At 64.4% G+C, this 17,624-nt stretch carries 14 protein-coding genes and 2 pseudogenes; 3 read left to right on the forward strand and 13 right to left on the reverse strand.

All coding sequences use genetic code 11. From position 1 onward, the window contains the following. Positions 1-31: 31 nt before the first annotated feature. Positions 32-2,896 (reverse strand): TonB-dependent receptor, encoded by a 2,865-nt coding sequence (locus AXW84_RS01175; protein ID WP_082773616.1) that lies wholly within the window; start codon positions 2,894-2,896, stop codon positions 32-34. A 465-nt stretch (positions 2,897-3,361) separates the two neighbouring features. Beyond that, positions 3,362-3,796, reverse strand: coding sequence for a thioesterase family protein (locus AXW84_RS01180; protein ID WP_068227541.1), 435 nt, complete (start codon positions 3,794-3,796; stop codon positions 3,362-3,364). A gap of 14 nt (positions 3,797-3,810) precedes the next feature. Between AXW84_RS01180 and mnmD the strand changes: the two genes are divergently transcribed. Then, positions 3,811-4,521: a tRNA (5-methylaminomethyl-2-thiouridine)(34)-methyltransferase MnmD gene (mnmD, locus tag AXW84_RS01185; protein ID WP_068227545.1), complete on the forward strand. Its 711-nt coding sequence runs from the start codon at positions 3,811-3,813 to the stop codon at positions 4,519-4,521. Positions 4,522-4,537: 16 nt separating this feature from the next. Here mnmD and AXW84_RS01190 read toward each other — a convergent pair whose 3' ends face one another. From AXW84_RS01190 to AXW84_RS01200, 4 genes and pseudogenes are all read right to left on the reverse strand, one after another. Beyond that, positions 4,538-5,284: an IS630 family transposase gene (locus tag AXW84_RS01190; protein ID WP_068227548.1), complete on the reverse strand. Its 747-nt coding sequence runs from the start codon at positions 5,282-5,284 to the stop codon at positions 4,538-4,540. A gap of 82 nt (positions 5,285-5,366) precedes the next feature. Then, positions 5,367-5,570: pseudogene (locus AXW84_RS26455) on the reverse strand (helix-turn-helix domain-containing protein); the annotation flags it as partial. Between the two features lie 53 nt (positions 5,571-5,623). Beyond that, the gene (locus AXW84_RS22925) at positions 5,624-6,148 is read right to left on the reverse strand and encodes a transposase family protein (protein WP_071889722.1); all 525 of its coding nucleotides are present in this window, start codon (positions 6,146-6,148) and stop codon (positions 5,624-5,626) included. Further along, positions 6,063-6,557: a helix-turn-helix domain-containing protein gene (locus tag AXW84_RS01200; RefSeq protein ID WP_157886742.1), complete on the reverse strand. Its 495-nt coding sequence runs from the start codon at positions 6,555-6,557 to the stop codon at positions 6,063-6,065. The genes AXW84_RS22925 and AXW84_RS01200 overlap by 86 nt, the downstream gene beginning before the upstream one ends. 38 nt (positions 6,558-6,595) lie before the next feature. Here AXW84_RS01200 and AXW84_RS01205 point away from each other — a divergent pair. Then, positions 6,596-7,258: pseudogene (locus AXW84_RS01205) on the forward strand (IS5 family transposase); the annotation flags it as partial. A 116-nt stretch (positions 7,259-7,374) separates the two neighbouring features. Here the strand turns inward: AXW84_RS01205 and AXW84_RS01210 are convergent. From AXW84_RS01210 to rhaT, 7 genes are all read right to left on the reverse strand, one after another. Next, entirely contained in the window at positions 7,375-7,941 is a 567-nt protein-coding gene (locus AXW84_RS01210) for a LutC/YkgG family protein (protein ID WP_071889728.1), read from the reverse strand. Further along, positions 7,938-9,320 (reverse strand): lactate utilization protein B, encoded by a 1,383-nt coding sequence (locus AXW84_RS01215; RefSeq protein ID WP_068227560.1) that lies wholly within the window; start codon positions 9,318-9,320, stop codon positions 7,938-7,940. The genes AXW84_RS01210 and AXW84_RS01215 overlap by 4 nt, the downstream gene beginning before the upstream one ends. Continuing rightward, positions 9,317-10,057, reverse strand: coding sequence for a (Fe-S)-binding protein (locus AXW84_RS01220; protein WP_068227565.1), 741 nt, complete (start codon positions 10,055-10,057; stop codon positions 9,317-9,319). The genes AXW84_RS01215 and AXW84_RS01220 overlap by 4 nt, the downstream gene beginning before the upstream one ends. A 141-nt stretch (positions 10,058-10,198) precedes the next feature. Beyond that, complete coding sequence (locus AXW84_RS01225) at positions 10,199-11,539, reverse strand: FGGY-family carbohydrate kinase (protein WP_068227569.1); 1,341 nt, start codon at positions 11,537-11,539, stop codon at positions 10,199-10,201. Then, on the reverse strand, positions 11,536-12,819 hold the full coding sequence (locus AXW84_RS01230; RefSeq protein ID WP_068227572.1) for a TIM barrel protein: 1,284 nt from the start codon (positions 12,817-12,819) through the stop codon (positions 11,536-11,538). The genes AXW84_RS01225 and AXW84_RS01230 overlap by 4 nt, the downstream gene beginning before the upstream one ends. Positions 12,820-12,958: 139 nt before the next feature. Continuing rightward, positions 12,959-13,969 carry a GntR family transcriptional regulator gene (locus tag AXW84_RS01235; protein WP_068227576.1) on the reverse strand — a complete coding sequence of 337 codons (1,011 nt, stop codon included), beginning with the start codon at positions 13,967-13,969 and terminating at the stop codon, positions 12,959-12,961. Positions 13,970-14,072: 103 nt separating this feature from the next. Beyond that, complete coding sequence (gene rhaT, locus AXW84_RS01240; RefSeq protein ID WP_068227579.1) at positions 14,073-15,110, reverse strand: L-rhamnose/proton symporter RhaT; 1,038 nt, start codon at positions 15,108-15,110, stop codon at positions 14,073-14,075. Between the two features lie 365 nt (positions 15,111-15,475). Here rhaT and AXW84_RS01245 point away from each other — a divergent pair, with 365 nt between their 5' ends. Then, a complete protein-coding gene (locus tag AXW84_RS01245; RefSeq protein ID WP_068227582.1) occupies positions 15,476-17,584 on the forward strand; it encodes a bifunctional aldolase/short-chain dehydrogenase in 2,109 nt (702 codons plus the stop codon). The last annotated feature ends 40 nt before the right edge of the window (positions 17,585-17,624 follow it).

Raw genomic sequence — 17,624 nt, forward strand, 5'->3', positions numbered from 1 at the left:
GATAACCAAGGGGAAAAAGAGGGGGAGGAACCTAGTTGAGGCGGTAGCGCAGGCCCAGCAGGTAGGTGCGGTTGTACACGTCGCGCTGCACCAGGATGCGGTCGGCGCGGGTTTGCTCGGGGGCCGTGAGCAGGCCGCCGGTGGGCGCTTGCAGCACCTCCACCACGGTGGGCGTGTTCAGCAGGTTGGTCACTTTCAGGAAAACGGTGAGGTGCTGGGGCAGCTTCTTTTCGGCCGAAAAATCGAGCTGCGTGGTGGCCCGCTGCCACTGGTCGAGGTCTTTATAAGGCGACACCAGGTTGATGCGCCGGCCCGTGTACACGGCCGCCAGCTGGGCGTGCAGGCCCGTGGCCTCGCTACGGTAGAGCAGCGCCAGGTTGGCAATGTGGTCGCTCTGGCCTTGCAGGGGCCGGGTTTGGGTGGGGGCGCTGGGGTACTCGGCCGTGGGCTGGCCCTCCCCGGCCGTAGTAAGGGTGCCGTCGGCGGCGCGGTAGTACACGCGCTTGGTCGTGGTGATGCTGGAGTGCGTGTAGGTATAGTTGCCGGTCAGGCCCCAGTTGCGGATATACTTGGTAAATACTAGCTCAGCCCCAAAATTGACGGCGTTGCCGAAGTTCTGCGGGGTGTAGTAGAAAGTATTGTTGGATACCTGCGAGAAGTAAGTAGTTGGGGCTACGCCCAGGGCTTGCCTCGCCCCGAAGCCGTACTCAATCGGGTTCTGGATATTTTTGTAGAACACGCCCGCCAGCAGCTGCGAGGCCGCCGGCCCGAAGTACTCGTAGCGCAGGTCAATGTTGTCGGCCTGGGTGTGCTTGAGGTAGGGGTTGCCGGCCTCGGTGTAGTAGTCGTTGTTGAGGTTGTTGATGGCCGGCACCAGCTCAAACAAATTGGGACGGGTGATGCCCTTGAAGTACGACAGGCGCAGGTTCTGGCGCTCGTTCACCAAGTACTTGAAGTGCACGCTGGGCAGCACGTCGAGGTAGTTGATGGTGCCGCTGCGGCCCACCTGCGTGGCCGGCAGCTGCGAGTCGTAGTGCTGGTTGGTGTTCTCCAGCCGCACCCCGCCCAGGATTTGCAGCTTGTCGGCCAGCAGAATCTTTGCCTGGGCATAGCCGGCCGTGATGCGCTCGTTGGCCACGTAGTTGTTGCCATCGGTGCTTTTCTGCAAGCCGTTGTCGAGGTTGAACACGAAGCGGGCCTGGTCGTAGCTCGTGAAGGGCTGGCGGTTGTTGGTGCCCGTGCCGGTAGTGGCCGCGTCGAGGTCGTAGTAGTCGTAGGTGCTGGTGCGGTCCTTGTTGCGCACCATCCCGCCGGCCGTGAATTCCAGCTTATCGGTCGCCGCGAAGCTCAAGTTGGCGTAGCCGGCCACGTCCTGGTCGAAACTGTGCTGCCAGAGGTGCGAACTGGACTGCACAAACGTGCCCTGCTGGGTGTTGGCCGCCGTGGCCCGCACAATGGTCACGTCGGTTTGGTTGGGCGTGTCAAACGTGGCCCGGCCGTACACCGCCGACCAGTTCAGCGTCAGGCGCGGCAGCAGCGTGTGGTCGCCCTGCAAGGTTTCGGACCACAGCTGCTGGCGCTGAAACCGCGACTGGTCGCTGATGGGCACGTCGCCGCCGGTGCCCAGGTCGTTGGTCGTGATGTGGCGGTGCTGGGCATCGTCCAGGCGCACCAGCAGCGAGTACAGGCTGACGCGGTTGCGGGCGTTGGGCACGTAGTCGAGCTTGGCGTGCAGGCCGGTGCGGATTTGCAGCAGCGAGTACTCGCGGCGCTGTATCTCGTCGAAGGTGAAGGTGTTGGGCAGCGGCTCGGGCTTGGGCTGGCCCAGCGGCCGGTAAAACAGGCGGTCCGAGCCCCGGTAGGTGCTTTGCAGGCTGCCCGCTACCAGCAGGCCCAGCTTGCCGTCGCGGGTGCGGTTGCCGATGGTCAGGCCAAAGAGCGAGTTCACCGGCACCTTGATGCTGGAGTAGTTGAGCGCGGCGTTGGAAAGGTCGCCGGGCTTGGCCACGTAGTCGGCGCTGTGCGCCTGGCCCGGCGACTGCTGGGCCAGGCCGCTGGTGCTAAAGCCCGCAAACGGCCGGGTGGCGAATAAGTCGCTGTAGCCGCCGGCCACCGTGGCCGCCACCACCAAGTGGTCGGGGGCCGATTTCATCACCATGTTCAGGGCCCCGCCGATGGCGTCGCCTTCCATGTTGGGCGTCAGGGCCTTGATAACTTCGAGGCGCTCCAGCAGCTCGGCCGGGAAGATGTCGAGCGGCACGTAGCGGTTCTTGGGGTCGGGGCTGGGAATCTTGATGCCGTTGACCAGCGTGTAGTTGTAGCGCCGGTCCATGCCCCGGATGATGGCGTACTGGCCGTCGCCGCCCGCGTTGCGTACCACCGATACGCCCGAGGCCCGCTGCACCACGTTGCCCACCGTCACGTCGGGCGAGAGCTCAATGGTGCGGGCCGAAATGATGTTCAGCACGTTATCGGCCTTCTGCTCCGAGCGGCGCGCGCTCTGGGCCGACTCGCGGTCGGCCTGGCCGGTCACCACGGCTTCGGCCAGTTCCTGGCCGCTGGCCTTCAGCCGAAACGATACGCCCAAGGTTTGGCCCGCCACCAGCGTAACGGCCTGCTGCTGGGCGGCGTAGCCCACGCTCTGGCACTGCACCACCGCTGCCCCCGCCGGCACATTTTTGAGCAGAAACGAGCCGTCGAGCCCCGCCGTGGCGCCGTGGGCGGTTTGCAGCAGCAGCACCGTGGCCCCGATGAGCGGCTCGCCGGTGGTGGCATCGAGGGCGGTGCCGCGCAGCGTGGCCCCCGGGCCACTGCCGGGCTGGGCCCGGGCCGGCCCCGCGGCGAGGCCCACCAAGAACGCAAAGCAGCAAAAGCGAAAACGGTAAAAGAGCGCCATAGTCCGGAGATTAGTGGCTCAAAACTACCGGTTGGCTACCCCCTTTTAGGGTTATTCACTTAATGTACACGCAATGATAACCAGTGCGTTACATAAGGTATTTTATTTAATGATAAGATAATGCCGGCTAGCCATTACGTAATGTTGCGCTCGTATTGTGGGCGCTGGCGCTGGCGTATAATAGCCAAGGCCGCCCTTGCGCTTGCTACCTTATCTTTCAATAAAAAGTAGGTTTAAGCATATTTTAAGAATTTCACCCCTAGGGTGGTTCCGTGTTCAGGGGACCGTTTGGCCGCCGCCGCTGGCACCCCGGCTTTTTCCGCCGGCCGACCGTACCCTAGACCCGGAACTGCTATAAGGGCGCTTGGGCAGTGCGGGGGCCCTGCGGAGTTGCACCGCCCCACGCCTGCCCGCCAGCCCTTGCGCGGGGCGCGCGCCAGCTCGTGGCGCCGTGGCCCCCGGCGGCTAGGCGGCTGGCAGGTTCAGCCGCGCGGCCAGTTCGGCTGGCAGCCCGCGCAGCTTGCGCGTGTTGTAGTCGAAGCACAGCATGCCGGTTTTGGCGCGGGCTATTTCCTTGCCGGCTTGGTTTTTCACACAGTACACCAGGTCGAAGCCGTACTTGTTCAGGTCCAGGGGCCCTGCTTCGATGCGTAGCACGTCGCCGTGAAACGCCTCGCCCTTGTACTCGATGGCCACGTCGGCCATGATGAAGCCCAGGCGGGTGGCGGCGTCGAACTCGGCCGTGCCGAGGTGGGCCAGGTACTGCACCCGCGCCTCGTGCAAGATGCTTAGCAGCGCGTCGTTGCCGAGGTGGGCCCCGTAGTTGAGGTCGGTGATGCGGACGGGAATTTCCACCGCGAAGCCAAAGCTTTCGGGCAAACTTACTTTTACGCGGGCCATGTGGTCAACGAGCTATGAATGAACCATTGTCTTTCGAGGAAGCAAAAATAGAGGTGTGCACCACCGCCGATGGCTCACCCACGCTTTACGTGCCGGCCCTCGATGAACACTACCACTCGCGCCACGGCGCCGCCCAGGAATCGCGCCACGTGTTCATTGAAGCGGGCTTGGGGCCCCTGCTGGCGGCGGGCCTGGGGCAGCACGAGCCGTTACAGCTGCTGGAAGTGGGCCTGGGTACCGGCCTCAACGCCTTGCTGACGCTGGAAGCGGCTCAGGCGGCTGGCGCCGCCGTAGCTTATACTGGCTACGAAACCGTGCCGCTGCCGCCTGCTGCCGTGGGGGCCCTGGCTGCGCAGTGGGCCAGTAACCCGGTGCTTAGCCGAGTATTCACCGAACTGCACACCATGCCTTGGGGTATGCCCCGCATGCTGACGCCTAATTTACTCTTGGCTAAAAAACAGCAGCAGATTCAGGCCGTTGCCCTACCTGCTAGCCACTACAACCTGATCTATTTCGACGCCTTCGCGCCCGAAAAGCAGCCTGAGCTGTGGACCGAGGACATTTTTCACAATCTCTACTACACCGCCGCGCCCGGAGCGGTGCTGGTGAGCTACTGCGCCCAAGGCCAGTTCCGGCGCAACCTGCGGGCTGCTGGTTGGCTCACCGAAAAGCTGCCGGGGCCCCCTGGTAAGCGCGAGATGACGCGGGCCCGCAAGCCGGTGTAGCTGCTTATTTAAGTAGTCAGGCAAAAGTAATCTGGTGGTTTGGGGTACCTATAGCGCGTAGCAGGTCGGTGACGTGTTGCCAGAGCGTCAGCGGCGTTTGGTAAGCGTCGGAAGTAAGCCCATAATGCTTGCAAAAGCGCCAAAGGATTTCGATGCGGTTGAGTTCGGGCGAGTAGGGCGGCAGGAAAAACAAGGTCAGGCCTTGCGCCGCCCAGGCGGCCAGTTGGTCCTTGACCAGCCCGGCTTTGTGAATCGAGGCATTGTCGAGCACGAGCACGGTGGGCTGCGGGCGGGTGGCTAGCAAGTCAGCCACCGCCAGCACGAACGGGTCGGTGGTAAAGGCCGTGGGCGAGACAAAGCTCATAAAGTGCTGGCGGCCGGGGGCGTGCGGGTCAGCTGGCCGCCAGAAGCCCCGCACGGAATAGCCGCCCCCGGCCCCGCGTTCCGCCGGCAGGCCCACCGGCGGCTGGCCGCGCAGCTGCCAGGCGCAGGGCACGGGGGCCTGGCGCGAGAAGCGCACTTCGTCGGCGCAGTACGCAGCCAGTTCGCCCCGCTGCTCGGCTTGGTGCAGGGCGGCCAACTGCTGCTGCGCGGCGAGAAAAGCGTGGGGGGCGCGCTGGCTTTTGAGCGAGCGGCGCCTCCGCTTCCAGCTGTAGCCGGCCTGGCGCAAAGCGCGGCGCAGGGTGCTGACGCTGAGCCGAACGCACAGTTCCCGCCAGATGCGTGGCACGAGCCGGCGCACTTGCTGGCAGGCGGCCCCCACCCAAGCCACTACTTTTTTTGGCGGCCGGGGCCAGTTTGGGGGGCCGGCCGGCCCGCTGGCCCTCCGCCAGGGCGGCCACGCCGCCCTGCGCGAAGCGGGTCAGCCACGCCCGGACGGTATCGCGGTCAGCCGCGTACGCCGCCGCTAACTGGTAGCGCGTCAGGCCGCGGCTATGGCTCAGCACTGCTTGCGCACGTTTGCGCTCCCGCGGATGGGCGCCTGTGGCAGCAACTCGCGCTAGCTGCTGCACTTGGGCGACGGTCAGGACTATCGGGGCAAGTTTCATCCCCGAATCTACTACCTGCTTATCTTTTGACGCACTACTTATTAGACTTGTTCCTAAATAAATTCTCTTTGTTTCTTCAAATGCCAGTTCCAGATACCGCAGGCCAGCGCCAGGAGCCGGTCGTTGAACGAAGCGGACTTATTGCGGCCGGTTTGGGCGACGCAGCCCAGGCGCTTGGCCCCGCTGATAGCGTGTTCGACCTTGACGCGGCGGCGGGCGTGGGCCGCATTTTCGGTTCGTTGGGCAGCAGTCAGGGCCGCATCGGGGCGTTTTTTGCGGCGTCGGGGCTTGCGCTGCGGCAGGCTCTGGGGCAGCAGGTCGTAGTCGGTGACCAGGCCCAGGTAGCCCAAATCGGCCAGCAAGGCGAAGAGGTCGCGCAAGCCCAGGTTGGCATCAAACTCGTTTTTAAGCAGGTGGTAATCGTGGGTAGACCCGCAGGTAGTCGGTCCCAGGTAGTGGATGTAGCGGGTCGGGTCGGCAAGGAGGGTGTTTTTACGGGGCAGTCTTTTTTTTGCCGGAGTAGTCCGCCGCCCGGTCCACCACGGCCCGCGGCCGGTGCTGCGGGCGCTCGGTGGCATCGAGCAGCGGCACGGGCACCTCGGCGAAGACCCGTTGCAGCTGGGCCAACAAGTCGATGGCGCGAGCCGGTAGCACGCCCTGCGTGCGCAGGGTGCGTTCTAGGGCCCTGGCCAGGCGGTGGGCGTGTTCACAGGCTTTGGAGCGGGGCAGGCCAAACGTGGCGGCCAATACGTCAAAGGTGGGGTACTTTTTGAGGTAGTACAGAACGAACAATAATTTCTGCTGTGGGCTGCTTAGCACCCCTTTGCGCCCGCCACCTGTCTTGCGCTTGCGCGGACGTTGGTCGGTAAATCGGGCATCGGCTTCTTGTTGACAGCCCGCGGCAAACGGCTCGGCCAGCGCGCAAAACGCGGCCATGTCCCGTACCGTCAACGCCCGCATTTGCCGGTCATCGGTTATCGTATTCACATCAAGCATCCCCAAAAATACTATTGGGGAACAAGTCTAATGGCTTGCGCTACCTGACCCACACGGGTTGCCCCTGGCGTTATCTGCCGCATGACCTGCCACCCTGGTCCGCCGTGTATCAGCAGTGGGAGCGCTGGCGGGATGCCCGCGTATTTGAGCGTATCGTAAAAGATTTGAACGAGTTGCAGCGGATGCTGCTAGGTCGGGCAGCCACGCCCACCGCCGTTATTTTTGACGGACGTACGCTGCAGAGCACCCCCGGGAGTGGGCACCGGGCGGGCTACGACGGGGCCAAACGGCGCAAAGGCAGCAAGGCCCACATCGCCGTGGATACGCTGGGGCACTTGCTGAGCGTCGTCGTCACGCCAGCTAACGAGCAGGAGCGGGCGCAGGTAGGCGAATTATGTCGGCAGGTACAGGAAGTGACGGGCCAAACGGTCGAGGTTAGCTTCGGCGACCAGGGCTATACGGGCGAAGCCCCGGAGTACGAGGCAGCCGTACATGCTATTGATTTGCAAGTAATAATTAAGCCCGAGGGGCAGACTGGCTTCGTGCTGCTGCCTCGCCGGTGGGTGGTCGAACGCAGCTTCGCCTGGTGCAGTCGCTTTCGGCGGCTGGCCCGCGACCACGAGCGCCTGAGCCAGACCTTGCAGCAGCTTCATTTTGTCGTTTTCGCCTGTATTATGCTCGCCAGAAATGCTAATAGTGCTAGCCGGTTGGTGCGAGCCCGGCGTTTACCTGAGCCCACTATAAGGACTGATAAGGTTTACTTATTCGAGCCTTATTCAACTACCATATGACCCAGTAATCCAACGTCTTAGTAAAGCATAACCGTGAGGCTGCGGGCGCCGTGCGCCCCAATCACCAGCGATTGCTCAATGTCGGCCGTTTTGGACGGCCCTGCTAGAAACACGCCGTAGCCTCCCACGTCTATCACTTGCGCGTATGCCTGATGCATGGTGGCTACGATGTTACGCCGGTTTAGCACGAGCACGAGGTGCTGCGCGATGGTGGGTAAAGCCCGGTGCAGCATATTAGGTTCGGGCAGCCACACGGTTCCGTTTTCGGCTACTCCCAATTCGCCCCGCAAGATGGCCAGGTCGATGGAAGCCAATTGGCCAATCGGCACGTCGCTCGTTACTGCTACCGTCGCTGGCAGCAGACTCGAAGCCACGCGGTAGTTGGCTGGGTACAGCTGGCGTATCACCTCGGCCAGTTGGGGCAAGCCGTCGAGCACCACTACCCCGCCGCCGATGCTGGTGAGCAACGCCGAAAACTTCTCCACCGTCGCCTCCCCATCGTAGGGGGGCACCGTGGGCAAGGATAGAGCAGTGGGCTGGCTGGCGCGCGCCGCCGCCAGTATCCGTTCGCGGGAACAACTCATGCTTGGTCGGGCTGCTGGGCGTACCAAGCGCGAAAGCTCTGTGGGGGCGGGGTCGGCAGCTCACGGGCGATGGCCCAGGGGTTGTAGCCAGGGGCATGGCTCAGGGCGTGGGGTACGAAGCGCAGCCCCAACCGGGCTATTTCCCCTCCCAGCTTGAACAGGCCGGGGCGGGCTAACACGCGGCTGAGCAACTGCATGCTGTACTTTTTGCTAGCCGGCAGCATTCCCTCGGCACCCAGCACCTGCCGCCACTTGTAGAGCTGGGTGTGAATGTCAATTTTGACCGGGCATACGTCCGTGCACGAGCCGCAAAGCGTGCTGGCGAAAGGCAGTGAGGCGTGCTGGCGCATGTCGATGTTGGGCGAGAGAATGGCCCCGATGGGCCCTGGAATAGTGAAATCGTAGCTGTGGCCACCGCTGCGCCGGTACACCGGGCAAGTGTTCATGCACGCCCCGCAGCGGATGCACTTGAGCGAAGCCCGAAAATCGGGCCGGCCCAACTGCTGGCTGCGGCCGTTGTCCACGATGACGACGTGCATTTCCTTCCCCGGCGCGGGCCGGGTGAAGTGCGAGGTGTAGGTGGTAATGGGCTGCCCGGTGGCCGAGCGCGTGAGCAAGCGCGTGAACACGGCCATATCCGACAGCCGCGGCAGCAGCTTTTCCATGCCCATGCAGGCAATGTGGACCCGCGCCAGCCCGATGGCCAGGTCGGCGTTGCCCTCGTTGGTGCACACCACCACCGAGCCAGTTTCGGCCACCGCGAAATTCACGCCCGAAATGGCCACTTCGGCCGCCAGAAATTTTTCGCGCAAATGCAGGCGGGCAGCCTCAGTGAGCTGCTGCGGGTCAGTGAGGCCCTTTTCGGTGCCCAGGTGCTGCCAGAAGGTTTCGCCCACGTCTTCCTTTTTGAGGTGGATGGCGGGCAGCACCACGTGGCTGGGGGCCTCGCCGCGCAGCTGGATGATGCGCTCGCCTAGGTCGCTGTCAATGACTTCCACGCCGTGGGCCAGCAGGTGCGGGTTCAAATGGCACTCCTCGGTGAGCATCGACTTGCTTTTGACCACCAGGCAGGCCCCGGCCTGCCGGATGATATCCAGCACGATGGCGTTGTGCTCAGCGGCATCGGCGGCCCAGTGCACGCGCACGCCGTTGGCCAGCGCGGCGGCCTCGAATTGCTCCAGGTATTCCGCCAACCGGCTTAACGTGTGGTCTTTGATGTCGGAAGCCAACTGGCGCAACTCCTGGAACTCGGGCGTGGCGTACACTGCCTTATCGCGCTTCTGGCGCACGAACCAGAGCGTCTCGTCGTGCCAGGTGGTGCGCTCGGTATCCAGCAAAAAAACATCCGAGCGTTGGGCGTGGGTGGAAGGCTGGCTCATGCGAAGGCTTGGTTAAAGATTTCGGCCGCGTGGCGCACTTGCAGGGGCAGCTGCCGGCGGCGCACGAGGCCCTCCAGGTGCATCAGGCAGCTCATGTCGCCGCCGGTGAGCACCTGCGTGCCGTGGCGCAGGTGGTCGGCCACCCGGTCCTGGCCCATGCGGGCCGAAATGCCGGCCTCGCTCACGCAAAACGTGCCCCCGAAGCCGCAACACTCGTCGTTGCGGTCCAGTTCGGTCAGGGTCAGGCCTTCCAGCCCCGCCAGCAGGCGGCGCAACTGGCCGTCGCGCACGGGCGTCATTTCCGATTCGTTGGCTTGGTGCAGCCCGCGCTGGCCGTGGCAGCTCAGGTGCAGGCCGACCTGGTGCGGAAAGCGGCCCGGCAGTTCCGTTACACCCAAAACGCTGGTAATGAAATCGAACAGCTCCACAGTGGCCGTGCGCACGTGCTGCACGGCGGGGGTCTGGTCGATGATGTCGAAGTGCTTGCGCACGTGGTACACGCAGCTGCCGGCGGGCCCCACCACGTAGTCGTAGTCCTGGAACGTCTCGACGAAGTGGTGGTACACCGGCTTGGCGTCCTGCTCGCAGCCACTGTTGGCCATGGGCTGGCCGCAGCACGTTTGCTGGGCTGGGAAAACGGCCGTTATGCCCAGCTTTTCCAGCAGCTGCAACGAGGCAATGGCCACCTGCGGGTAGAACTGGTCCACGTAGCAGGGCACGAATAAAGCGACTTTCATAACCGTTGGCGGACGCGCGCGGGCGCGTTAATTATTTCGAGGTAAGCTCCTTCCGCTAGGTAATCAGGCAAAATCAGATTGACATTACTTTCTTTGGAACCCATTGTCCATCAAAAGGAAAGCTAATAGCTAGCAGCTCATTTATGTAAGCAAAAGTTCGGGTTTTTTGTGCGCCAGGCCTCCCTCCAAGTGCAGCAGGGCCCCGAGGGCGGTGGCCTGCGGCACTTCCAAGGTTTGGATGGTCGCGTCGGGGAAGGCCTCGCCCAAGAGCTGGCAAAACAGCGGGTTGCGGGCAAACCCCCCGTCCACGAAAATGGTTTTCTCGGCCTGCCGCACTAGGCGTATGGACGCAGTCAGCAAGTCGACCAACCCGCGCAGCAGGTGCTGGTAGGCATCGATGGCCGTGCGAAATCCTGACAAGTCCCAGGCTTCGGCGGGCTGCTCGGGGTAGGGCCCCGTGCCGTGCATACACCACGGCCGGAAGGGCGTCGCCCGCGGGTCGGCGGGCTGTGCCCGCTGCTGCGACTTGTAGAACTCGGTGCGCAGCCCGGGCCCGATGTGGAAGTGGTCGGCGATGCGCGCCACCTGGTGGTCGTGCTCGCGGCCCAGAAACAGGCGGGCCGCCGGCACCGCGTGTCCGGCCGGCGAGAGGTAGCTCAGGCAATCGCGCCGCAGCAGCTCGGGGGTGAGGGGCTGCCGGTTGAAGGGGTTGAACGTGACGGCCCAGGTGCCGGTGCTCACGAGCAAAAACGGCTGGGTGGGCTGGCTCAGATAAGGCAGCAGCGCCGCCGACGAGTCATGCAGGCCTGCGCCCACCAACACCCCGTCCACCGCCGCCGCCACGGGGTCTTGCAGCAACGGGGCCAGTTTCTGGTCCAGGCCCTCGCGCCGCACCCAGGCGTGGTAGTCGCGGCGGGTGAAGTCCCAGAGCCCCGTGTGGCAGCCCACGGAGGTGTAGTCGCTAAACTTCTCGCCCGTCAGCAGGTACGACAGGTACTGGGGCAGGTGCAGGCAGGTGTGCACGCGGGCGTACAGCGCCGGCTTGGCGTGCTTGAGCCAGTAGAGCTGCAGGCCCGAGTTGAGCAGACCCAGCCGGGGCGAGCCGCTGACGGTGGCAAAGTCCGCGGCGGCGTCGCCCAGGCTGGCATAAAATTGCTCGGCGATGCGCTCGGGCAGGGGCTTGAGGTAGTTGTAGAGCGGGGCCACCGGCTGGCCATCGGCCCCCAGGTGCACGAAGCTGGCCCCGTAGGCGGTGAAGTTGACGCCCCGCAGCTGGTACTGCGGGTGCTGGCGCAGTTGCTGCCAGTGGTCCAGCACCCAGTGCGTGAGCCGCTCCAGTGCTTCGCAGGGAAAGCCGTCGTCGTCCACGGTTTCGAGGCACACCTGTTGGTGCTCGTCCAGCAGGTGGTGCTGCTCGTCAAACAGCAGCAGCTTCTTGTTGGTCTTGCCCACGTCGAAGATGGCGTAGATGGCCTTTTTCATAGGCCGGTCGCCACGGCTAGCCGGCCCCGTTGGTCGATGAGGCCGGCGCGGTGGCCCGCCCGCCGGTAGGCTGCCACCGGCCGCAGGGCCCCGCCGCTTTGGCGGTAAGCCTCGGCCACCAGGGGCCGCACGTCGGTCAGGAAGGCGTCGCGCAGCACGTCTTCGGCCAGGGCCGCGTCGTTGGCTTCCTGGGCGGCGGCCAGGGCCGGCCGGTCCACGAGCAGGGCCTTGGCGTAGGCGGTGAGGATGTTGTCGGTCGATTGCAGCAAGTCTTCGAGCGGGTCCTTGGTGTTGTGGCTGGCGTCAATCATGTAGGCCACGGCCGGGTTGCGCACGGCGGCATCCTTGGCGCTATCCACCAACTCGTTGAAAATCAAGAAGAGCTGGAAGGGCTTGATGCTGCCGGTGGTCAGGTCGTCGTCGCCGTACATGGAGCCGTTGAAGTGGAAGCCCCCCAGCCGCCCAAAGTGCTGCAAGCGACCCACAATCTGCTCAATGTTGGTGTTGGGCAGGTGGTGGCCCAGGTCCACGAGCACCTGCGCCTGCCGGCCCAGGCTCTGGCACAAGGCCAATGAGGTGCCCCAGTCGGGAATCACCATCGAGTAGAAATTGGGCTCGTAGGGCTTGTACTCGACGAGCATGGTCCAATCGGACGGCAGCGCCTCGTAGATGGCGGCCAGGCTTTCTTGGGTGCGTTGGTAGGCCCGCCGAAAGTGCTGCTGACCGGGGAAGTTGCTGCCGTCGGCCAGCCACACGGTGTGCACGTTGGCGCCCAGCTGCTGGCCGTAGCCGATGCAGGCAACGTTGTGCTGCACGGCCATTTCGCGCACGGCCGCCTCGGTGCTGGCCAGCGAGCCAAACTTGTAGCTGTGGGCCTGCGCGGGCTGATCCTGAAAGGTATTGGAGTTCACCGAGTCGATGCGCAGGCCGGCCGCCGCCAATTGCTGCTGCACCGCGGCAACGTCGGTGGGAATATCCCAGGGGATGTGCAGCGAAATAGCGTTCGACGAGCCGTTGAGCTGGTGAAGGAGCGCCACATCGGCAATTTTTTCGGCCAGGGAGCGGGGCTCGCCCCCGCCAGGGAAACGCCCGAACCGGGTGCCGCCCGTGCCCAGGGCCCAGCTCGGGATGGCCACCCGAAACCGGCGCAGCTGCTCGACTACCCCAGCTGCGCTGGCGGGCCCCCGCTGGTCGAGTACTTCGCCCAGGTGCGCGTACTGGAACTCGTGGTTCGCCACAAAGGGCGCGTTCAGGTCGTGAATCTGCTGGGAGGAGAGCATGCGCAACGAGGGGTTAGGTAAGAAAACAAGCGGGCCACGCTGGGGGCCCCATCCGCCGGCGAACGGGGCCCCGGCGGTGAGGCAAAGCACCGCGTTTTCAGGGCCCCCACCTTTCTGCACTCTCCTGCCCGCGGCCGCTTTAAATCGAGCCCCGCGGGATGAGGCTAAAGGGGTTGCGCACCTTCTCGTGCCGCCCGGCCAGCAGCAGGGTGGCCGCCGTGCGGCCCATGTGGTGGAAGTCGGTCGTGATGACGGTCATGCCCAGCAGCTCCTTCAGCGGCGTTTCGTTGAAGCTGATGATGCCGATTTCGCGGCCCAATAGGTAAGGGGTCTGGCGTACTTTCTTCACCAGTTCCACCAGGTCGGTTTCGCGCACCACCACGTAGCAGGTGCCGGCCGCTAGCACCTCGTCGCGGGCGTTTTCGCGCACGGCAAAATCCTTGTCGTTGTAGGTGCAAAACTGCCGGAACCCCTGGTCAATCTCCACCGGGTAGTTGTCGTCGCTGGGCAAAATCATCCGCATCCGCGGGTACTTCACTAGGTCGGCGGTCGCCGCGTCCAGGGCCCCGCCAATGTCGCGCGCAAAATCCTGGTACACCGCCAGGCAGTCGTAATGCAACTCCGGCACGTCTTTGTCCAGCAGCACCAGCTTGGCCGGCGGAATGGTACGCAGCACGCTTAGGTACGCTTCGGGCGGCGTGGTGTAGGTGAAGTGCGGCATCACCACGTAGTAGCTGTACTTGCCCAGGCTGCGCTCGATGATGCCCTTGAACAGCTCGGCGTTGTAGTGGTGAATCTGCAAATCAACGGTCGCCCGGTCGCCCAGCGCTTCCAGGAAGGCGTAATAAATCTCCTTTTTGTACGAGCTGAGCTTGTTGAACACCAGCAGAATCTTGGGCTTGTCGGGCTCGCGCGACAGCACGTAGTAGCCCTTGCCCTGCACCGAGGTGATGAAGTTGCGCTCGCGCAGCTCGCGGTAGGCCTTCTCCACCGTGTCGCGGGCCAGGTAATACTCCTCGCTCATCTCGCTGATGGACGGCAGCTGCACGCCCGCCGTCAAGTGCCCCCGCTCGATGTCGGCAATAACCGACTGCACAATCTGCTTGTACTTAGGTATTTGGTCAAGCGGATTGAGCTGCAGCTGGTACATGGGGCAAAAAGAGAAACGGAACGGTTGCGCAAGCTTAACACTTTTGAGCGCTTGCCACCGCTAACCAGGGCAGGGCCCCAAAAATCCGGCCGGCCCCGGGCCCTCATTCGGCCAAATAATTGCCGTAGCCCACCACCACCGTGGAGAGCACCACCAGGCCAATGCCCAGCGAGATGGTGCGCAGCGTGAGCCGGCTGGCCCCGCGCCACTCGTGCAGCAGCAGGCCCCACATGCTGCTGAAGGCGATGATAAACGCCATGTGCAGCGTCCAGCCCGAGAAGCGGTAGGGCCCCATCTGGCTGTCGCCCATGCCATAAAAGAAGAACTGGAAGTACCACGTCAGCCCCGCCAGGGCACAAAAAACGACGTTGCGCAGGGCCGGAAACGACGGGTTTAGGTAGTCGGTGTAGCTGTGGTTCTTCACGTTGAGGTACAGGCACCACGCGGCGTTGGTGGTGAGCCCGCCCGCGAGGATGACGACTAGGATGGCGTTGTTGACGAAGAGCGGGTTGGTGCCGTTGGCCGCGGCCAGCGTGGCCAGGGGCTGCCCGGCCGTGAGCCCGAAGGACATGCACGCGCTCATGATGCCGCTGAAAACGGCCACGCCCAGCCCCTTGCGCAGGTCAAACTCGGCAATGGTGCCGCGCTTCTCGGCCTGGGTCTGCGTTTTTTCCTTGAGCAGCCCCGCCCGCCCGCAGATGACGATGCCCAGCACGCACACGCCCAGCCCCAGCAAGATGCAGCGGCCCGACGCCGTGCCCACCAGCTGGCCCAGCGTGCCGGCCCACAGCGGCGGCACCAGCGTGCCAAACACCGCGCACAGCCCCAGCGTGAAGGCCATGCCCAGCGAGAGCCCCAGGTAGCGCATCGCCAGCCCAAACGTGAGCCCGCCCGTGCCCCACAGCAGGCCCCAGAAATACACCCAGGCCAGCGTGCTGCCGGGGGTTTGGCGGAGCACGCCGAGTAGGTGGGGCACGGTGAGCAGGCCCAGCACCCAGGGCGCCACCAGCCACGACACCAGGCCGCCCACCAGCCAGTAGCTTTCCCAGGACCAGCCGTTCACCTTCTTGTAGGGCAAGTAAAAGCTGCCCGAGGCGAAGCCGCCCAGCGCGTGAAACAAAACTCCGAGAACAACTAGCATGGGCTGGGAAGATTTTTAGCAAAACTGTGGCTTTTGGCTTTCCCAGCCCTCCTGCACCTCCCTGCACTTCCCTGCACCCTCCTGCCCCTTGTGGGCCCTGCTGCTTGTTCGTCTCTAGCGGCGCGGTGAGTAGCGAAACCGGCGCTCAGGCCCGCGGGCAGTGGGCCGGCCGAAAAACTGAACGGTGTTTTTGGCCCCCAACTGCTTTGGCGGGCCCGTGGGCCCCGCTGGTGGGTGGGCTGGGCCTTGCCGGGCCCCAAAAAAATGCCGCTAAGCAGGAGAGTACAGGAAGTTGGGGGCCCGGCGCCCGGCAAATTTTGCCAGCGCTTCCCTTTTACCGCCCCGGACGGCCGCCCGCTTCCCCCATGAAAGACACCCTCAATTTCCGCCACGTCAGCTACCGCTGGGACGAAGCCAAAGCCGCCGCCCTGGCCGGCGACGAAGTGGCCCTGTTCCTCTACCGCTCCAACCTGCTCGGGGCCGACCTACGCCTGACTAACTACGCCGGCGGCAACACGTCGGTTAAAATCCAGGCCACCGACCCCGTGAGTGGCCAGCCCGTGGAGGTGATGTGGGTAAAGGGCTCGGGCGGCGACATCGGCACGCTCACCCAAGCCGGCTGCGCCAACCTCTACGTCGAGAAGCTGCACCAGCTCAAGGCCCGCTACCGGGGCCTCGAATTTGAGGACGAGATGGTGGGCCTGTTCGAGTACTGCCTCTTCGACCCCAAGTGCGCTACGCCCAGCATCGACACGCCGCTGCACGGGCTGCTGCCCTTCCGGCACATCGACCACCTGCACCCCGATGCCCTCATCGCCATCGCCGCCAGCCAGGACGGCGAGGCCATCATGCACGAAATTTGGGGCGACACCCTGGGCTGGCTGCCTTGGCAGAAGCCGGGTTTCGACCTGGGCTTGCAGCTGGAGAAAATCGTGGCCGACAACCCCGGCCTGCGCGGCGTCATCTTGGGCGGCCACGGCCTGTTTACCTGGGGCGAAACGAGCTACGAATCGTATGTTAACACGCTCGAAGTGATTGAGATGGCGGCCACGTACCTCGAAGCCAACTACGGCAAGAAAGGCCCCGTATTCGGCGGCGTAAAGCTCGAAAATCGTCCCGATGCGGCCGCGCGCCGGGCGCAGGCTGCCGCCGCCCTTCCCGTGCTGCGCGGCCTGGCCAGCAGCCAACGCCGCATGTTGGGCCACTACACCGACGACGCCCGGGTGCTGGAGTTCGTGAACTCGCACGACCTGGCCCGCCTCGCCGCCAAAGGCACCAGTTGCCCCGACCACTTTTTGCGCACCAAAATCCGCCCGCTCGTGCTCGACCCCGAGCAGATGAGCGGCGATCCTGCCGCCGTCAAAACCTGCCTGGAAGGTGCGTTTGCCGCCTACCGCCAGGCCTACGCGGCCTACTATGCGCGCAGCAAGCACGCCAATAGCCCGGCCATGCGCGACGCCAACCCGGTCATCATGCTGTGGCCCGGCGTGGGCTTGTTCTCCTTCGCCAAAGACAAGCAGACGGCCCGCGTGGCGGCCGAGTTTTACACCAACGCCATCAACGTGATGAAGGGCGCGGAGGCCGTGAGCACCTACCAGGGCCTGCCCGAGCAGGAAGCCTTTGACATCGAGTACTGGCTGCTCGAAGAAGCCAAGCTCCAGCGCATGGCCCCGCCCAAAGCCCTCTCGGGCAAGGTGGCCTACGTGACCGGCGGCACCGGCGGCATCGGCAAAGCCATCTGCGAGGAATTGCTGAAGTTTGGGGCCTGCGTGGTGGCCGTGGACCGCGACCGCCTGCCCGAAACCCAGGCGGACTTGCGTAAGAAATTTGGCCCGGACAGCGCCCTCACCGCGCCCATCGACGTGACCGATGCCGAGAGTATTGCCGAGTCGCTGCGGCAGGCGACGCTGCAATTTGGGGGGGTCGACATCGTGGTGAACTGCGCCGGCCTGAGCATTAGCAAGCCGCTGGCCGAGACGACCCAGGCCGACTGGGATATTCTCAACGACGTGCTGGTAAAAGGCCAGTTTCTGGTGAGCCAGGCGGCGGTGGCCGTCCTGCGCCAGCAGGGACTGGGCGGCGACATCGTGAACATTGCCAGCAAAAACGGCCTTGTGGCGGGCCCCAACAACGTGGCCTACGGCACGGCCAAAGCCGCCCAGCTGCACATGAGCCGCCTGCTGGCCGCCGAGCTGGGGCCCGACAAAATCCGCGTCAACACCGTGAACCCCGACGCCGTGCTGCGCGGCTCCAAAATATGGGAGGGGGAGTGGGCCGCCGGCCGGGCCAAGGCCTACGGCATTGCGGTGGAAGACCTACCCGCCCACTACGCCAAGCGCACGCTACTGGGCGAAGAGCTGCTCGCGGAAGACATTGCCAAAGCCGTGCGCGTGTTCGTCGATGGCTCGCTGGCCAAGAGCACGGGCAACGTGCTGAACGTGGACGGCGGCGTGGCCATGGCCTTCGTGCGCTGACGCCCCGGACGGCTGGCGGCTAATGCCGCCGCCAGCCACT

This window comes from Hymenobacter sp. PAMC 26628 (assembly GCF_001562275.1).
Lineage (GTDB): Bacteria > Bacteroidota > Bacteroidia > Cytophagales > Hymenobacteraceae > Hymenobacter.

Excerpts from the sequence above, each read along its gene's own strand:
- AXW84_RS01215 (WP_068227560.1), bottom strand. The coding sequence starts at position 9,320 with ATGAGCCAGCCTTCCACCCACGCCCAACGCTCGGATGTTTTTTTGCTG.
- AXW84_RS01225 (WP_068227569.1), bottom strand. The coding sequence starts at position 11,539 with ATGAAAAAGGCCATCTACGCCATCTTCGACGTGGGCAAGACCAACAAG.
- rhaT (WP_068227579.1), bottom strand. The coding sequence starts at position 15,110 with ATGCTAGTTGTTCTCGGAGTTTTGTTTCACGCGCTGGGCGGCTTCGCC.
- AXW84_RS01245 (WP_068227582.1), top strand. The coding sequence starts at position 15,476 with ATGAAAGACACCCTCAATTTCCGCCACGTCAGCTACCGCTGGGACGAA.
- AXW84_RS01180 (WP_068227541.1), bottom strand. The coding sequence starts at position 3,796 with ATGGCCCGCGTAAAAGTAAGTTTGCCCGAAAGCTTTGGCTTCGCGGTG.
- AXW84_RS01235 (WP_068227576.1), bottom strand. The coding sequence starts at position 13,969 with ATGTACCAGCTGCAGCTCAATCCGCTTGACCAAATACCTAAGTACAAG.
- AXW84_RS22925 (WP_071889722.1), bottom strand. The coding sequence starts at position 6,148 with ATGCCACCGAGCGCCCGCAGCACCGGCCGCGGGCCGTGGTGGACCGGG.
- mnmD (WP_068227545.1), top strand. The coding sequence starts at position 3,811 with ATGAATGAACCATTGTCTTTCGAGGAAGCAAAAATAGAGGTGTGCACC.
- AXW84_RS01220 (WP_068227565.1), bottom strand. The coding sequence starts at position 10,057 with ATGAAAGTCGCTTTATTCGTGCCCTGCTACGTGGACCAGTTCTACCCG.
- AXW84_RS01210 (WP_071889728.1), bottom strand. The coding sequence starts at position 7,941 with ATGAGTTGTTCCCGCGAACGGATACTGGCGGCGGCGCGCGCCAGCCAG.
- AXW84_RS01230 (WP_068227572.1), bottom strand. The coding sequence starts at position 12,819 with ATGCTCTCCTCCCAGCAGATTCACGACCTGAACGCGCCCTTTGTGGCG.
- AXW84_RS01175 (WP_082773616.1), bottom strand. The coding sequence starts at position 2,896 with ATGGCGCTCTTTTACCGTTTTCGCTTTTGCTGCTTTGCGTTCTTGGTG.